Origin of the sequence: Halomonas qaidamensis, from assembly GCF_025917315.1 — a bacterium.
In the GTDB taxonomy this organism is placed as follows: domain Bacteria; phylum Pseudomonadota; class Gammaproteobacteria; order Pseudomonadales; family Halomonadaceae; genus Vreelandella; species Vreelandella qaidamensis.
This window is the reverse complement of the sequence record NZ_CP080627.1, coordinates 1,561,191-1,578,388: the sequence shown is the minus strand read 5'-3', so window position 1 is coordinate 1,578,388 and position 17,198 is coordinate 1,561,191. Positions and strand designations below refer to the sequence as shown.

The 17,198-nt window shown below is 50.3% G+C and carries 16 protein-coding genes; 4 read left to right on the top strand and 12 right to left on the bottom strand.

Annotation, left to right across the window (positions count from 1 at the left end):
* Positions 1 to 132: 132 nt before the first annotated feature.
* Positions 133 to 918 carry a uroporphyrinogen-III C-methyltransferase gene (gene cobA, locus K1Y77_RS07325; RefSeq protein WP_030069364.1) on the bottom strand — a complete coding sequence of 262 codons (786 nt, stop codon included), beginning with the start codon at positions 916 to 918 and terminating at the stop codon, positions 133 to 135.
* Positions 919 to 1,232: 314 nt separating this feature from the next.
* Here cobA and K1Y77_RS07320 point away from each other — a divergent pair, with 314 nt between their 5' ends.
* From K1Y77_RS07320 to K1Y77_RS07305, 4 genes are all read left to right on the top strand, one after another.
* On the top strand, positions 1,233 to 2,132 hold the full coding sequence (locus K1Y77_RS07320) for a sensor domain-containing diguanylate cyclase (protein ID WP_264018344.1): 900 nt from the start codon (positions 1,233 to 1,235) through the stop codon (positions 2,130 to 2,132).
* Positions 2,133 to 2,160: 28 nt separating this feature from the next.
* The gene (locus tag K1Y77_RS07315; protein WP_030069360.1) at positions 2,161 to 2,499 is read left to right on the top strand and encodes a 4a-hydroxytetrahydrobiopterin dehydratase; all 339 of its coding nucleotides are present in this window, start codon (positions 2,161 to 2,163) and stop codon (positions 2,497 to 2,499) included.
* Complete coding sequence (locus tag K1Y77_RS07310; RefSeq protein ID WP_264018345.1) at positions 2,500 to 3,690, top strand: amino acid aminotransferase; 1,191 nt, start codon at positions 2,500 to 2,502, stop codon at positions 3,688 to 3,690.
* Positions 3,691 to 3,963: 273 nt separating this feature from the next.
* Positions 3,964 to 5,448, top strand: coding sequence for a uracil permease (locus K1Y77_RS07305; protein WP_030069356.1), 1,485 nt, complete (start codon positions 3,964 to 3,966; stop codon positions 5,446 to 5,448).
* On the opposite strand, the gene K1Y77_RS07300 is transcribed toward K1Y77_RS07305, so the two are convergent.
* The 11 genes from K1Y77_RS07300 to trpB all read right to left on the bottom strand — a co-directional run bounded on the left by K1Y77_RS07300 (position 5,445) and on the right by trpB (position 17,142).
* On the bottom strand, positions 5,445 to 6,803 hold the full coding sequence (locus tag K1Y77_RS07300) for an MATE family efflux transporter (protein ID WP_030069354.1): 1,359 nt from the start codon (positions 6,801 to 6,803) through the stop codon (positions 5,445 to 5,447). The genes K1Y77_RS07305 and K1Y77_RS07300 overlap by 4 nt on opposite strands.
* A 164-nt stretch (positions 6,804 to 6,967) precedes the next feature.
* Positions 6,968 to 7,552, bottom strand: coding sequence for a YceI family protein (locus K1Y77_RS07295; RefSeq protein WP_030069351.1), 585 nt, complete (start codon positions 7,550 to 7,552; stop codon positions 6,968 to 6,970).
* Positions 7,553 to 7,623: 71 nt separating this feature from the next.
* A complete protein-coding gene (locus tag K1Y77_RS07290) occupies positions 7,624 to 8,178 on the bottom strand; it encodes a cytochrome b (RefSeq protein WP_264431108.1) in 555 nt (184 codons plus the stop codon).
* 235 nt (positions 8,179 to 8,413) lie between these two features.
* The gene (locus K1Y77_RS07285; RefSeq protein ID WP_030069347.1) at positions 8,414 to 9,613 is read right to left on the bottom strand and encodes an O-succinylhomoserine sulfhydrylase; all 1,200 of its coding nucleotides are present in this window, start codon (positions 9,611 to 9,613) and stop codon (positions 8,414 to 8,416) included.
* Between the two features lie 60 nt (positions 9,614 to 9,673).
* Positions 9,674 to 11,197: an amidophosphoribosyltransferase gene (gene purF, locus K1Y77_RS07280; protein ID WP_030069345.1), complete on the bottom strand. Its 1,524-nt coding sequence runs from the start codon at positions 11,195 to 11,197 to the stop codon at positions 9,674 to 9,676.
* Positions 11,198 to 11,368: 171 nt separating this feature from the next.
* Complete coding sequence (locus tag K1Y77_RS07275) at positions 11,369 to 11,959, bottom strand: CvpA family protein (protein ID WP_030069343.1); 591 nt, start codon at positions 11,957 to 11,959, stop codon at positions 11,369 to 11,371.
* A 3-nt stretch (positions 11,960 to 11,962) separates the two neighbouring features.
* Entirely contained in the window at positions 11,963 to 12,625 is a 663-nt protein-coding gene (locus tag K1Y77_RS07270; RefSeq protein ID WP_264431106.1) for an SPOR domain-containing protein, read from the bottom strand.
* 42 nt (positions 12,626 to 12,667) lie between these two features.
* A complete protein-coding gene (folC, locus tag K1Y77_RS07265) occupies positions 12,668 to 13,996 on the bottom strand; it encodes a bifunctional tetrahydrofolate synthase/dihydrofolate synthase (RefSeq protein ID WP_264431104.1) in 1,329 nt (442 codons plus the stop codon).
* On the bottom strand, positions 13,989 to 14,999 hold the full coding sequence (gene accD, locus K1Y77_RS07260) for an acetyl-CoA carboxylase, carboxyltransferase subunit beta (protein ID WP_030069337.1): 1,011 nt from the start codon (positions 14,997 to 14,999) through the stop codon (positions 13,989 to 13,991). The genes folC and accD overlap by 8 nt, the downstream gene beginning before the upstream one ends.
* A gap of 92 nt (positions 15,000 to 15,091) precedes the next feature.
* Positions 15,092 to 15,895 (bottom strand): tryptophan synthase subunit alpha, encoded by an 804-nt coding sequence (trpA, locus tag K1Y77_RS07255; RefSeq protein ID WP_264018347.1) that lies wholly within the window; start codon positions 15,893 to 15,895, stop codon positions 15,092 to 15,094.
* Positions 15,896 to 15,903: 8 nt separating this feature from the next.
* On the bottom strand, positions 15,904 to 17,142 hold the full coding sequence (gene trpB, locus K1Y77_RS07250; protein ID WP_030069333.1) for a tryptophan synthase subunit beta: 1,239 nt from the start codon (positions 17,140 to 17,142) through the stop codon (positions 15,904 to 15,906).
* Positions 17,143 to 17,198: the final 56 nt, after the last annotated feature.

The window sequence follows — 17,198 nt, the reverse complement described above, 5'->3', positions numbered from 1 at the left end:
GATATCAGCAGCGTTAATAGGCATTTAGTACCTGACATTATTTTACTAGCATACACATCTAGCAACATCTAGCTAGTGACCAACGTGTATGACAAATAGTTCTACTTAGTACATTTAATTGTTAGGGTCCGTCTAATGCTTACCTTTCTGAAAGCCTAACGCACCTGCGCTAGCAACCTCAAACCAAGAAAGCGAAGCGTGCAACGACACAACGCTGCCAATAATCAGTAAGGTAGGCGGCGCAATCTTACCCTGCTTAAATGTTTCAGGCAGCGTTTGCAAACAACCAACGTGCGTACGCTGGTGCTGAGTTGTTCCCTGCTCAATCAGCGCCAAGGGCGTTGTAGGCGCAAGACCATGAGCAATTAATGTTTGGCAAATAAACGCTAAGTTACTCAACCCCATATAAAATACCAAGGTTTGACCAGGGCGTGCTAACGCTTGCCAGTCAAGCGAGCACTCCCCATGCTGCAAATGGCCCGTTACAAAACGAACTGACTGGGCATGATCCCGATGGGTTAATGGAATGCCTGCATAGGCTGCACAACCAGAGGCAGCTGTAATTCCTGGAATAACTTCGACCATCACTTTTTCCGCAACAAGTGTTTCAAGTTCTTCCCCGCCACGGCCAAAAATAAACGGATCGCCGCCTTTAAGGCGTACCACACGCTTCCCCTGTTTAGCCCAAGTTACCAATGTTTGATTAATTTCATCTTGAGGTACGCTGTGCGATGACTTCGCTTTGCCAACGTAAAAACGGGCGGCCTGAGGACCAATTAAGGCCAATACTTCATCGCTAACGAGGCGGTCGTAGAGCACCACTTCTGCGGTTAGAAGTCGCTTATAGGCTTTTAACGTCAATAGTTCCGGATCGCCTGGCCCCGCACCTACTAAGCTGACGGAGCCATCTAAGCTCATAAAGTCATCACTCACTTTTTGAGCATCAGCCAAATGGCTTGCCTTGGCAGTGGCTCCTTTTACTGCATTCAAAAAACACCTCGGTAATAAAAAAAGTATTATATATATCTAAAAGTAATATATTTTCCTATGTGGTGCCAACCTTTCTATAGTAAACCCCTGCCCAACCTCGTTAATTCTATTTTTGAATATACATATATCAATTAAATTTTAAAAAATTTAAAAATGTCAGCAATAACTTACATATTAGTTACGGTTTTAGGGCTAACCTTCACGATTAACTTTTATTTGGCATATGCTTTGGAGCTTCACGCATGCCCGTGAATGACACAGTCACAGCACCGACCAGTGCTGACAGCTTAATATCCCTTATTCCTGGGGTTATCTTTCAATTTTATCGATCACACTGTGGCCGGATGCACTTTCCCTATTTGGAAGGAGGTGGCAAAGCGTTGGCACATATCGATAGACGCCAGTTAGCACAGGAAGCAAATCAATTAATTGAGCGGTTAACCGGTCACGATCATCCAAAAATAATGTCCTCTATTGAGCGCTCAGCCCGCTGGATGCTACCGCTTACAACCCGTTTCCGACTCCCACTACCAAACGGAAAGCCGCACTGGATAGCCGTGAGCGCTAACCCTTTCCCCGCATTAGATGGTGTCCGTTGGAACGGCATCATGATGGATATTACCGATCAAGTTGCTGAAGAGCAGCGCCTAAGAAAACTTTGCGACACTGACCCTTTAACGGGATTACCTAACCGGCGAAAGCTCATGGTGCATTTGACGCACTTAGCTTCACTAAGCACACGGCACGGAACACCGTTATCAATAATGATGGTAGATATTGACCATTTTAAACAGCTCAATGATCGTTGGGGGCACTTACAAGGCGATAGCGTACTCGAACAGCTTGCTGCGCAAACCCAACAGCTCTTACGCTGCGAAGATATGGTGGCAAGGCTTGGAGGTGAAGAGTTTATGGTCGTGTTGCCGCTTACGCCGCTGCAACAATGCCATAAACTCGCGGACCGCATTCGCCACGCCATTGCAAACTATGATTTTGGAATCGGCGCTGGTCAGGTCACGCTAAGCATTGGTATAGCTGAATACCGATGCGGAGAGCCATTGGTCAGTCTAATCGAGCGCGCTGATCAGGCGCTATACAGCGCAAAAGAAGTTGGTCGTGACTGTGTATGCCTTCTACCTTGAATAGAGCATTATGACGAGGAGGAGACCAATGACAACGCTTGCTAAAACAGCCTGTGAACCTTGCGGTGGCAATACTAGCCCACTGTCCTACAGCGAATGCCAAGCCCATTTAGAAGCGCTATCAGAGTGGCAGATTGTCGACCACGATGGCATCATGAAGCTAACGAGACAGTTTACGTTTCGTGACTTCGCTGATGCCCTGGCATTTACCCAGCGCGTTGGTGACATAGCAGAGCAGGCTGGGCACCACCCTGTCATTGTCACTGAGTGGGGTAAAACCACCGTGACATGGTGGTCTCATGAAATAAAAGGCCTGCATCTTAATGACTTCATTCTTGCCGCCAGAACCGACGAGGTAGCCGAATAAATGTTTGAGCAAATTGAGCGAGTCCCAGGAGACGCCATTCTCGGGCTGATCGAAGCTTTCAAAAAAGACACCAATCCACAGAAAGTCGATTTAGGGGTTGGCGTATACCGCGATTCACAAGGCAACACGCCGGTTATGCGTGCAGTCAAGGAAGCAGAAGCTCGCCTGCTCAAGAATGAAACCACCAAAACCTATATTGGCTCTCACGGTGCACCTGCATACGGTGATGCGGTGTTGCCTATGGTATTAGGTGCAGACTCTTCCGTATTAAAAGCCAACCGTGCAAGCGCTACTCAATCTCCTGGTGGCACAGGGGCACTGCGCTTGGCCGCTGACTTTATTGCTAATCAGCTTCCTGGGAAAGGCATTTGGGTGAGCGATCCTACCTGGCCAAACCATCACGGTATTTTTACTGCTGCGGGTATCGAGCTTCACAAGTACCCTTATGTTGACGCCGATAACCGCCTTGATTTCGATGGCATGCTAGCGGCACTGAAGAAAATTCCAGAAGGCGATGTTGTTGTACTTCACGCCTGCTGCCATAACCCAACTGGCTTTGACCTTTCTCAAGATCAATGGCACGAAGTGATGGCGATACTACGCGAGCGCAACCTGCTGCCATTAGTTGACTTCGCCTACCAGGGTTTTGGTGAAGGGTTAGATGAAGACGCCTACGGCGTTCGTCTCCTAGCCGAAAACCTGGATGAAGTTATTATCACCAGTTCCTGTTCAAAGAACTTTGGCATTTATTGTGAACGTACGGGCTGCTTGATTCTGATTGCAAAAGACGCCGAACAGATGGAAAACGTACGCTCCCAAGCAGCGATCGTTGCTCGTGAAAACTATTCCAACCCTCCCGCTCATGGCGGCTCAATTGTTAGCGAAATTCTTCATGATTCTGAGCTGACAACGATGTGGCGTGAAGAGCTAACCGAAATGCGTGATCGCATCAATACACTGCGCCGCGACTTTGTTGAGGCCCTTAAGCCTTACGGCCTTGATGAGAAGTACGCCTGCGTTGCAGAACAGCGCGGCATGTTCTCTTACACCGGTTTAACACCCGAGCAAGTCGATCGCCTACGTGATGAGTTCGGTATTTACATGGTGCGCTCTGGCCGTGCCAACGTTGCAGGCTTCTCTCACGAGAACTTACCTTACCTTGCTAAAGCCATCGCGGCTGTTAATGAGTAATGTAATCTTGTGATAAGTAGATGTAATAGGTAGATGTAATAGCTAGATGCGATTAGCAGAAAAGCCCAGGCAGACAGCCTGGGCTTTTTTGTTATTTAGGTTTGTTAAGCAACTGAACAGACACGCAATTGTTATGTACAATTGCGCGCTTGCCGCCAGAGCCAGGGGCGCCCGTGCGGCGTCCGTTACAACGCAATGCTTGACCGATTAGTCAAACCTTCGGCAAACTCAGCATAGCCTTGTATACAACACACCATAACCAAGAGGCCTAACATGGCGGCTGCTGGCACACACTATCCGTGGTACAAAAAAGAAGATACCGACGCATTTTTCGCTCTGTTCCAAAATAACATTGCTAACTTTGTCATTATCGCAATCACCATGATAGGGATGGGGTTTCCTACCTCTATTGTCTATGGTCAGGTGCTACCGGGTGCTGCGGTAGCGGTTATGGCAGGCAATTTCTATTACGCATGGAGTGCAGCTAGACTTGCGCGAAAGGAAAATCGTAGCGATGTCACCGCACTCTCCTACGGCATCTCTACGCCGGTCATGTTTGTGTTTCTATTCGGCGTATTGCTTCCCGCCAAGCAGTTAACGGGTGACGCAGAGTTAGCCTGGAAAGTTGCCGTAGCCGCTTGCTTTATTAGTGGCGCTATAGAAGCCTTGATTAGCATTATTGGCCGCTGGGTGCAGTATCACCTTCCACGGGCCGCCATGCTGGGCGCCGTGGCAGGCGTTGCACTTACCTTTATTGCCGGTGAAATGCTGTTTAAAACCCTGGAAATGCCGGTGGTTGGCCTCTTGGTACTAGGTATCATTATTGTAGGCTTAGTTGCGCGTGTCAGCATGCCGTTTAAGCTTCCGACATCGCTGTTTGCCATTGTGATCGGAACGGCGATGGCTTATTTAATTGGCGATGCGGGTAGTGAGCGTTTTAGCGATGCGTTTACCCATTTAGGGTTTTATCCCTTACTGCCTAACTTGGCGTGGTATGAAGGGCTAGGCTTGCTATTTACTGGCATGCTGGCAGTGCTTACCGTAGTGCTTCCCATCACTCTCTACAACGCAATTGAAACGATGAATAACGTTGAAGCGATGGAAGCGGCTGGCGATAAATACGATGTACGTGAATGTCAGGCAGTTGATGGGGCAGGCACGATGATTGGCGCATTATTTGGCGGCGTATTTCCAACTACCGTTTATATCGCAACAGTAGGCGCGAAATGGATGGGAGCAGGACGAGGCTACAGCATTTTAAACGGTGCGGTTTATGCGCTCGCCACCATGTTTGGCCTCATCGCTGCCTTAGCGGCCATTATTCCGGTCTCGGTAGTGGCCCCTATCTTGGTATTTGTGGGCATGTCGATGATTGCCACCGCGTTTCAAGCCAACGATACCCGTTACTACCCAGCGATTGCTCTGGCGATGCTGCCCTACTTTGCTAACTACGTGATGACACGCTTCAACCGAGGCGCTGGAGAAGTCGTCAGCGATATTTCAAGTGCCATTGTTATTATGGGTCAAGGCGCAATGTTTATGGCCATCTTCCTAGGTGCAATGACCGTGTCGGTGATCGACCATCAATTCCGTAGGGCAGCCGCGTTTGCCGCCATTGCAGCAGGCTTCTCATTTGTAGGACTGATGCACGCCCCAAAGCTGGCCTTCAACGCCGCGCCTGAATTTGTCATGGGTTACTTGGGCATGGCATTACTGTTCATATACTTCTCCTTTCAGGAAGCCCCAAAGAAACACTAATTGCCCGACTTACTGAATCCCGCCTGCCGATGTGGGCGGGATAAAATACGTCGTAGCACCATCCAAGCAACAATACCTGCCAACACGTTTCCCACCGCTGCACCAGCGGCTAAACCTATCCAACCAAATAAGTGCGTGCCCAACCATAAGCAGGGTAAATAGCAAATAAAAAGCCGTGCGCTCGATAGCAACATTGCCCGAAGGGGCCAACCAAGTGCGTTACCTGCAGACACCACTAGCATGCAGACACCCAGTGCAGCGTAGCTGGGCAGCAAAAAGCGAATCAACAGCGCAAGTTCACTTTGCACCTCTTGATTGCCAGCTAACACCATCGCCACCCAAGGTGAAGCTAACGCCAACAGCACACCTAAACTTAGCTGCCAAATGACAGCAACGGTCAGTGCCAACCGCATAAGCTGTTGAATCTGCCCCCAATCGCCTGCCCCATAGCAGCGCCCAAGCCACGGCGGCAACGACATCGTCATCGCTAATATTACCATCAGTGAAAGCGTCTCCAGACGGCTAGCAAGACCCCAGGCAGCCACCTGTGCATCCCCTAAACCAGCAACAGCCACAATTGCCAGCATTGCCGCCAATGGCGGCATTAATTGACTGATCATGGCGGGAGCGGCAATCCCAGCAAAAGGGCGCCACGAGCGCACTGCTTCTTGCCATATCGCAATATTTGTTGTCCATTGGCGACGTTTTAGTTTGATACTGCTAAATAACAGGCCAACAGAAAAGGCAATGGCAGTCGCCCAAGCAGCACCTGGCAACCCCCATCCTTGCCATGAACCAATGCCAAAAATAAACAGCGGGTCCAGCCCCAGATTGATAAGACTACTGAGCACCATCATCTTACCCGGCAGCCGCGTATCGCCATGGGCACGAAACACGCTATAAATAAAATAAAGCAAAGCACCTAGCCAAGCCGAAAATAGCTGAGGCCCCCAGTAAGCTCGGATATAGACCAGCGCCGTAGTATCTGCCCCCAGCAAGCGGAATATAGGCATCTGAAGCAGCCATAACATCACCACTAGAACACCGATCACGACCCCACCGGCAAGTAATACAAGACTACTTAGCCGTTTTGCGCGGGCTTCCTCGCCGGCTCCTAATGCTCGCGAAATCAATGCCGCAATCGCGATTCCCATTCCCACCTGAATACCAATAATTAGAAATGACAAAGGAAAGGTGAACGACTGTGCGGCCAAGGGCGCGGTGCCCAAACGCGCAATAAAAGCACTATCTACAAGCTGAAAACCCAATAACGCCAATACCCCAATGGCCATCGGCCACGTTTGACGCCATAGGGTTATCGCCAGCTCGCGCTGCTGTATATCAACGGCTGCCAAAGATAACTCCTCGAAACAGAGTGAGTAACGATTTACGCCACATTGCTAAAAAACGTTAGTACTCACCAGATGGGGCTTATTTGCTGTGACTCGCAACACAAATCTCAACACAAAAGCGCCATCACCCCCTATCAGGGTGATGGCGCTTTGTTTCCTGCACTCGCTTACTGACGAATGCCTTCAAACGTCACATAAAGCTCAAGTTCGTGCATCGACTCTGGGAAATCGCTCATATCAATCCCAAAATCACCCAGCGTTAGCATGGTACTACCTTCAAAGCCAGCACGGTAATTGCCCCAGGGGTCATCGCCTTCACCCATCAAGGTGACAGGCATTTCAATTTCCTGTGTTTCTCCATGAAGCGTTAGCTCACCCGTTACGACGCCTTCATTATCACCTGTTGATTCAAACCCAGTTGAAGTAAAAGTGGCCGTCGGGTATTCACTGGCATCAAGAAAATCGCTACTTAAGAAGTGACGATCACGCTCTGCATGGTTAGTGTTCAGGCTGTTCACCTGCACTTCCATTTCTACAGAAGAAGCTTCTAAATCCTCTGGATCATAAGTAAATTGGCCGTCAAACTCTTCAAACGTGCCCAATATATAGGAGAAACCGAGGTGGCTGATCTTAAATTGAACAAAGGCATGCTGGCCTTCTGTATCAATTTGATACTCGGCCGCTTGCGCGTGGCCAAACGTCACTAGCGACGCAGCGGCAATTGCAGTAGCAAAAGCAGTTTTCTTTAACATTGTGGAAATCTCCTTTATTTTCCTAATAAACCACTGCGAGTTAACTGCCCACGCAGTGGACAAAAACATTATTAACGTTTCCGACTATGGGCAGGATTCATCATTCGGACGAGTGTTGTGTGGCGATCCCACCAGTGGTGTTTCATTGCAGCGATGGCGTGGCCTACAGCTAATATGATGAGTGCCAGAGCGCTATACCAGTGAACGTCGCCCGCTAAGCTGGCTTGATTGGGAAGTCCATGGAGTAATGCGGGTACTTCGAACCAATCAAATACACTAATACCGCGTCCGTTAGCGGTAGAAATCAAATAGCCACTAACAAGTACTAACAACAGCAAAACATACAGCATTATGTGACCAGCATGGGCAGCTATACGTTCAAAGCGGTTTCCCTCTGCATGGGGCGTTGGTTGAATCAAGCGCCATATTAGGCGGGCAAAGGTAGCTATTAACAACATAATGCCAATCGAGCGATGTACCCACGGCGCTTGGTTATACCATGTATCGTAGTAGCCAAGATCTGTCATCCACCAGCCTAGAGCAAACAGCCCCACAATGGTTAGTGCACTTAGCCAGTGAAGAGCAATACTAACGACTCCCCAACCACTCTGCGTATTCCGCCACATCCTTGATTTCCTCGTTCACAACAGCGATCAATTATCTTTGCTGTAAGCACATTCTTATATAAAGCATACCGCTTTAATACTTAAAACACCGCTGAAAAAAGCAGAACACATCATTCGTAAAAAACGTTTTTAAAAATCAGCAGTAAAAAACGATTCGGAAATAAACGCCTCCTGCAAAGCAGGAAAGAAAAAACCGGTCACGAATGACCGGTTTTCAAAACGATCGCTAATTCGCTCAGCTAGCCGCTAATGCATCTAGCCCACGAGCAAGGTCACACTGAATATCGGCTTGGCTTTCCAGCCCTACCGCAACGCGAATTAGCCCAGGTGTGATACCCGCAGCGTCTTTCTGTGCATCGGAAAGACGTCCATGGGTAGTAGTAGCCGGGTGAGTAATCGTCGTTTTAACATCCCCTAAATTGCCCGTTATAGACAGCATCTTGGTGGCATCAATTACCTTCCAAGCACCCTCTTGGCCTCCCCTAACTTCGAAGCCTAACACGGCACCAAACCCTTGCTGCTGCTGTTTAGCAAGCGCATGTTGGGGATGAGCTTCCAAACCGCTGTAATACACCTTATTAACGGCTGGGTGTTGGTCTAGCCAGCGCGCCAGAGTAAGCGCATTTTCACAATGCGCGTTCATCCTCAACGATAAGGTCTCAAGACCTTTGGTGAAAATCCACGCGTTGAAGGGGCTAAGGCAAGGCCCACAGGTACGTACCACACCAAACACTTCTTCCAACACGTCGTGCTTGCCAACTACTGCACCGCCAACGGCACGACCCTGCCCATCCAGATACTTCGTTGCTGAATGGATAACTAAGTCGGCTCCAAGTGCAAGTGGCCGCTGCAATGCAGGTGTTAAAAAGCAGTTATCAATCGCCAAGAGTGCACCACTACGCTTAGCAAGCTCGGCTAATGCTGGAATATCCGCAACTTCCGACAATGGGTTAGAAGGTGTTTCAGCAAACAACAGTTTGGTATTTGGACTGATGGCCTCTGCCCAAGCAGATACGTTTGACAGTTCGACATAGCGAGTCGTGATGCCAAATTTGCCCAGATATTTATCAAACAAGCTCACCGTAGAACCAAACAGCGAACGTGATGCCACGATTTCATCGCCAGCACTCAGCAATGCTAATGCAGTCGACAAAATCGCTGACATGCCTGAACTCGTCGCCACGCATCGTTCGCCACCTTCAAGCGCCGCCAAACGGCGCTCGAAGGTATGGACGGTAGGATTCGTAAAGCGCGAATAGACATTGCCAGGCTCCTGCCCCCCAAACTTGCGTGCAGCTTCAGCCGCGCTCTCATAAACAAAGCTAGAGGTAGGGAATATGGGCTCGGCGTGCTCTTGCTCAAACGTACGGTGATGGCCCGCGCGAATGGCAAGGGTCTCTAGCGACCACTCATTCTGGTGACTATCATCATGCATGGCTGAGCACCTTGTTCAAAACATCAATAAAATCGTGATACAAACCGCGAATAGATAGCGTTAGTCGTCAAGATCATCATCATCTTGATTATGCATATCTACCAGCGCATGGTCGCCCGCACTTTGATCTTTAGCCGCATCATTACGGCTCGCTTCTAGTACCGCCAAATAAGCATCATCAATATCGCCAGTGACATAATTACCGTCGAATACAGAGCAATCAAACTCTTCCATCTCAGGATTAACGTCTCGGCAAGCTGCTTTCAAATCCTCTAAATCTTGATAGAAAATTCGATCTGCACCAATTAGCTGTCCAACCTCTTCTTCTGTGCGGCCATGAGCAATCAACTCTGTCGCCGCTGGCATATCAATGCCGTAGACATTGGGATAGCGAACAGGCGGCGCGGCAGAAGCGAAGTACACTTTACGGGCACCTGCATCACGGGCCATCTGAATAATCTGCTTACAGGTGGTACCCCGCACAATGGAGTCATCTACCAGTAGTACATTCTTACCTTTGAATTCAACATCAATGGCGTTCAACTTCTGGCGCACCGATTTTTTACGCTGTGTTTGGCCCGGCATGATAAACGTACGGCCAATATAGCGGTTCTTCATAAACCCTTCGCGGTAAGTCACACCTAAGTGCTGAGCCATCTCAAGGGCGGAGGTACGCGACGTATCAGGGATCGGAATCACAACGTCGATATCGTGATCAGGCCACTCATTAAGAATACGGTCACCAAGTTTGCGTCCCATCTGCATGCGCGTGCCATACACATAAGCACCATCGAGAATAGAATCGGGGCGCGCCAAGTAGACATGCTCAAAAATACAGGAGCGCAGCACAGGTCGATCAGCACATACCTGGGTGTGAATCTGCCCCTGCATGTCAACGAAAATCGCTTCACCAGGTGAAAGGTCACGCTCCAGCTCAAAACCACCGACATCTAGAGCAACAGATTCAGAAGCAATCATGACATCCTGTCCTTCGTCACTTTGGCGAGTACCAAAGACGACTGGACGAATACCATGGGGGTCTCGAAATGCCACCATGCCAAAACCATTGATGATCGCGACCGCCGCGTAGCCGCCTTTGCAGCGCCGGTGGACTCTACGAACGGCATCAAAAATATCCTCGGCTTCTAGGTGCAAGCCCTGCTTGCCCAGTTCATGGGCAAATACATTTAGCAGCACTTCAGAGTCGGAACTGGTATTAATGTGGCGAAGATCTGTCGAGAAAAGCTCCTGCTTTAACTGCTCAGAGTTAGTCAGGTTACCGTTATGAGCCAGCGCAATACCGTAGGGCGAGTTGACATAAAACGGCTGAGACTCAGCTTCACTAGAGGAACCAGCGGTTGGATAACGTACGTGGCCAATACCAAGGTTACCTTTTAGGCGAGCCATGTGGCGAGTATGAAACACATCTCGAACCAACCCGTTACTCTTGCGCAGTAGGAAGCGTCCCTCGCTCCAAGTCATCATGCCGGCAGCGTCCTGGCCCCGATGCTGAAGTACGGTCAGAGCATCGTAGATTCCCTGATTTACCGCCTGCTTGGCCAGAAGGCCCACTATACCGCACATTCAAGTTACCTCGCTTTAGTGCCATGGTTTACCGTAGCAAACCCGTACGTTCATCAAACGAATGTGAGCCACTGCCTATTTCTCGATCGCAAGAGCGGGCATTGGTAGACAGTAGCTAACTGTATTACAAACTAAACATCGCGTAGCGTAACGCCAACATAAGTAACGCACTCACTGGCTACTATGTTCACTTGTTGGCGTAAAAGGCTGTGGAACTAGCTCTTCCCGAGCGCGAAAATCCGGCAACGATATGTCACGAAGCGACTCAGGGGCTTGCGGCAGCTCCCGCTCCCACTGGTCTAACTGGCTTACCGCCCAATCGCGGAGCTCAATAAAGGTTGGTCGTAACTCAGCTTCTTGCCACGCCTGTAGCTCTGCTAATGGCGTTAGCGTAATAAGAACGGTTGCCACCAACAAAATAACAGCGCCACGGGCAAACCCGAAGGCGGCTCCAGCAAACCGGTTAAGTAACCCCATACCGACCCACTCTACCGCTGCGTGAACTAAACGAATCACCATTCCACAGAGCAAAATGACGGCAAAAATCACCAAGATAAATGCCAATACTAAGCGAGCATCAAAACTGTCAATGAAGCCGCTCATTAAATCCGCCACCGGCTCTGCAAGCACGCGCGCTACCATTAACGCGACTACCCACGCGGCGAGACCTAGGGCTTCTCTGACAAACCCGCGTGCGAAACCCGCTAGCATCGAAAGTGCTAATACCGCCAGGAAAAGCGCGTCGATCCAAGTCAGCGTCATAAATTAGTCTCTTACCCGTACTAACAAGCCCTGTACATTGGCACGCTGCTTAATAATCGCCATCGCAGACTCACCATCTTCAGAGGTCGCGTACGGCCCAACATAAACAGAGGTAAGATTATTATCACGTTTGCGTAGATAAGTATTAAACCCCGCCTGACTAAGCTGATCACTTAAACGCTGCGCGTTACCCGCATCACCAAAGCTTCCCACTTGAACGGCCCATTCCCCTTGGGAAGAAGACGCAGGACCAGTAGCATTTGAAGATGAACTGGAAGAGGTATCTGAAGACGTACTACGGTTATTAGCGGCCATTAATTCAGCAATGGGATCACTTTCCTCAGCGCTTTGAGTACTGCCACTGCTGGCTTGATTTGTTTGGGGCTGCCGCGGATTAGCATCAATGGGCATACTATTAATTACACTTTCCCCAGGGCTATCTTCAGCACGATCACCATTAGCGGTTGAAGTCGTATTGATAGATGCCGGCATTTCCGGAATCGGAACATCCTGTTGTGTTGCCTTAACGGGCTGCTCAATAACAAAGGTGGGTTGAGGACGTTCTTCACGAGGAGCAGGGTCACTCATCAACCACGGCACAAAGATCGCTAGCAGCGCGAGCAGGATAACAATACCACTGATGCGTTCCGTTTTACCGTATTTCATATCCCTCTCCATCAAGCTTAGCGAGCACAACGGTTAGGCCGATTAAGCTTGCGGCAGTGTCATTTCCAACAGGGCCGCAACTGTAAAAAATGAGCCAGTAACTAATACCCGGTCGGTGGGCACCAGCTGTTCAGCAATAGCGCGAACGCCAGCTTCTGGGGAGTCTGAGCAGTGATGCACTTGCCCACCCAGTGACACAATACGTTCGGCTAGTTCGACAGCTGGGCGACCACGCTCTCCCTCTAACGTTACACATACCCAATGGGTAATGCGTGGTAACAGAGCACTGATAACGCCATCTGCATCCTTGTCGTTTAACATCCCAATCAACGCCCATTGCCGACCACCCTCAGGCATCATGGGAAGTCGCTTAGCTACATAGTCGGCTGCATGGGGGTTATGGCCAACATCCAAGCACCACTGACCTATCCACTGCATACGCCCTGGCACTTGCACCTCGTGAAGCGCACGACGACATGCCTCTGCGTTTAGCACTAATCCGCTAAGTATAAGGGCTTGGAGAGCCGTTGCCGCATTATCAATCGGCAAACCCGGATCCGGAAGGTCTGTCAGAGTAATAACCTCACCCTGGCAGGTCATCCCCTTCCAGTTCCATTCAGAACAAGCATTAGCGCCACCGTCGGCAGAGTGGCTGAACGCATCACCAAGGCAGTAAACCGGCGCTTCAATCGCATGGGCGGCAGCAGCCACACTGCTGGGCAGAACTTGGCTACCCAACACAGCGGGTCGTGCCGCACGAAAGATGCCTGCTTTTTCTCGGCCAATTTGCGCAATATCGGTTCCCAGAAAATTAGCATGATCCTGAGCAATGGTAGTGACAATACCAATATCCGCGTCAATGATATTCACAGCATCTAAACGGCCACCCAGGCCAACTTCGAGAAGCGCTAAGTCAAGGTCCGCCTGCGCTAAACACCAAAGAGCACACAACGTACCTGCTTCGAAATACGTTAGGCTGATCTCAGGCACTTGAAGCCTTGCCTCTTCTACGCGCTTGAAGCCAGCAGTTAGCTGCTGGTCATCAGCATAATTGCCGCTGATCGTCACACGTTCGTTATAGCGCACAAGGTGGGGGGAGGTATAAGTACCCACCCGCATACCATGGACACGAGCGATAGAATCCATCATGGCAAGGGTCGACCCCTTGCCATTGGTACCTGCCACCGTAATGACCTGCGTTGCAATCGGACGACTTAACAACCCCATGCGTTGGGCAACGTCAGCAACCCGCTCAAGCCCCATATCAATCCCTACAGGGTGCAGAGTTTCAAGGTAGTGCAACCATTCGGTTAAAGACCCTGGAGTTAAAGAGTCAGAAGCTAAAGAGTCAGGAGCTATAGATTTAGACATTGCGGGTTGAATCGTCGCTCTTAACGGTGCTGACTTCGCTAGATGTTTCAGGCGCATCAACGTCTGCTGCATCTGCTATCGGTGCTTCATCCACCAAAGGCTCATCAACCACTGCTTCCTCACTGACACTATTTTCGTTAGGCAGAGCGATATTATGGGTCAGTTTACGCAGTACACTACCAACACGAGTACGCATATCATGACGATGCACGATCATATCCACCGTACCGTGCTCCAGCAGAAACTCACTGCGCTGGAAACCTTCTGGTAGCGTTTCACGCACCGTTTGCTCGATAACCCGCGGGCCGGCAAAGCCAATCAACGCATTAGGCTCGGCAATATTCAGATCACCCAGCATCGCTAGCGACGCTGATACACCGCCAAAGACGGGGTCTGTCAGTACGGAGATATAAGGCACGCCCGATTGCTTGAGTTTTTCAAGTGCTGCCGATGTTTTAGCCATCTGCATCAATGAAAAGAGGGCTTCCTGCATTCGCGCCCCACCAGAAGCTGCAAAGCAAATAAGAGGGATGCGCTCTTCGAGGGCAATGGTTGCCGCGCGGACAAACTTCTCGCCCACCACTGCTCCCATTGAGCCGCCCATAAAGGTAAATTCAAAGGCAACAGCAACTACCGGTAGCCCGTCTAACTCGCCGCGCATAGCAACTAGTGCATCTTTCTCGCCAGTTTCTTTTTGGGCAGCCGTTAGACGGTCTTTATACTTTTTAGAGTCGCGAAATTTCAAGCGATCGTTCGGCTCAATCTCAGCCGCAACCTCTTGTCGACCCTGTTTATCCAAGAACCAATCCAAACGTTTACGCGCGGTCAGCCGCAAATGGTGATCACACTTAGGACATACGCTGTGATGCTTCTCAAGCTCAGGGAGATAGAGAACCGCTTCGCACTTGGGACATTTACGCCAGAGGCCGTCGGGCACGCTGGCACGACGGTCTTTACGCTGGATACGCCCCATTGAGGGCACAATCTTGTCTAACCAGCTCATATCAAAAAGGCTTCCGTGTACGTCATTGCTTAGCAGTGCCAAGCTTGATGAGTGTCGTCAATCAATTCAGTGTAGACGATGAGGGAATGCGCTTAGGCATCCATCGCGGTGCGCATTTCGCCCAACACGCTTTTTAACTGACCCGCTATGGTTTCAGGTGCATCAACGCTTTCTGCAATGCGATTCACTAATGCACTGCCAACAATCACACCATCGGCCACTTTCGCCACTTCGGCAGCAGTGACACCGTCGCGGATACCAAAACCAACACATAGTGGTAAATCGGTCATTTCGCGTAGTGGTGCAAGGTGGTCAGCTACATCGTCAGCATTGAGTGTAGCAGCACCGGTAACGCCCTTGAGCGAAACATAATAGAGGTAGCCCTCACCGTGGGCGCATATTGTAGCGGCACGTGCATGGGAAGTGGTAGGCGCAACTAAGAAAATCGCTGCTAAACCGCGCTGTTTTAACAGCGGGCCGAACTCTTCAGCCTCTTCAGGTGGCATGTCCACCACCAACACCCCATCAACACCAACGTCTGCAGCTTTATCCGCAAACGTCTCGTAGCCAATTCGTTCTATCGGATTGAGATACCCCATCAGTACGATAGGTGTTTCACTATCGACCTGACGGAACTCAGCGACCATATCCAACAGGTCTACTAAGCGAGTGCCTTGTTTAAGAGCACGTTCGCAGGCTTTCTGAATCACCGGGCCATCAGCCATCGGGTCTGAAAATGGCACGCCAAGTTCAATAATATCGGCACCTGCTTCTACCAGGGCATGCATAAAGCCCACGGTGTACTGTGGTGCTGGGTCACCGGCAGTGATGTAAGGAATAAGGGCCTTACGACCCTGCTCTTTTAATTCGGAAAAACGCTGGTCAATACGGTTCATGCTAGCCCTTAAAACTCAATGCCATCGATGTTCGCAACGGTCATGATATCTTTATCACCACGACCAGAAAGGTTAACCACGATATGCTGATCAGGGCGCATAGTCGGTGCTAGCACCTTCGCGTGGGCAAGCGCATGAGCAGACTCAAGCGCTGGCATAATGCCTTCCATGTGCGTCAGCTCGCGGAACGCTTCCAGCACCTCTTTGTCGTTTGCCGCGACATAATTGACTCGACCAACATCTTTCCATAACGCGTGCTCAGGGCCTACGCCTGGATAATCAAGCCCAGCAGAAATTGAGTGCGTATCCGACACCTGCCCCGCTTCATCAGACATCAAATACGTGCGATTGCCATGCAGAACCCCACGCGGTGCATTCGATGCAAGCGGCGCGGCATGGCGGCCAGTTTCAACCCCATCTCCACCGGCTTCGACACCGTACATAGCGACCGCATCGTCCTCAACAAAGGGATAGAAAAGGCCTAACGCGTTCGAACCGCCGCCCACACAGGCAATTAACGCATCCGGTAAACGCCCTATTTGCGCTAATGATTGCTGACGCGCTTCACGACCTACTACCGCATTGAAATCGCGTACCAGTTGCGGATACGGGTGCGGCCCCGCCACGGTGCCGATAATGTAGAACGTGTTATCAACGTTAGTGACCCAATCACGTAGCGCTTCATTCATTGCGTCTTTGAGTGTACGAGTGCCGGATTCCACGGGTATAACCCGTGCCCCAAGCAGTCGCATACGATAAACGTTGAGCTTCTGACGCTGCACGTCAGCCGCACCCATATACACATCACACTCAAGACCTAAGCGGGCGGCCACGGTTGCAGTAGCAACACCATGCTGGCCTGCACCGGTTTCAGCGATAACCCGTGGTTTGCCGGTCTTTTTTGCCAATAGCGCTTGGCCAATGGTGTTATTAACCTTGTGGGCACCCGTGTGGTTTAAGTCTTCACGTTTCAGCCAAATTTGCGCGCCGCCTAAAGACTGTGACCATCGCTCGGCATGGTAAAGCGGAGATGGACGACCCACATAGTGGGCAAGGTCACGGTCAAACTCTGCCTGGAAAGCGGGATCATCACGCAGACTCAGGTAGGTCTGCTCTAGTTCTTCCAGGGCAAAGCTCAGGGTTTCCGACACAAACCGGCCGCCGTACGGGCCAAAATGACCACGGGCATCCGGCATTCGGGTCAGGTCGCTGAACTTAGTTTCAGTCGCTGAGACAGTCACAGGCATACCTCACAAGATCGCCAGAACAGGCAAATAAATGAACTAACAATGAGACGTAGCCA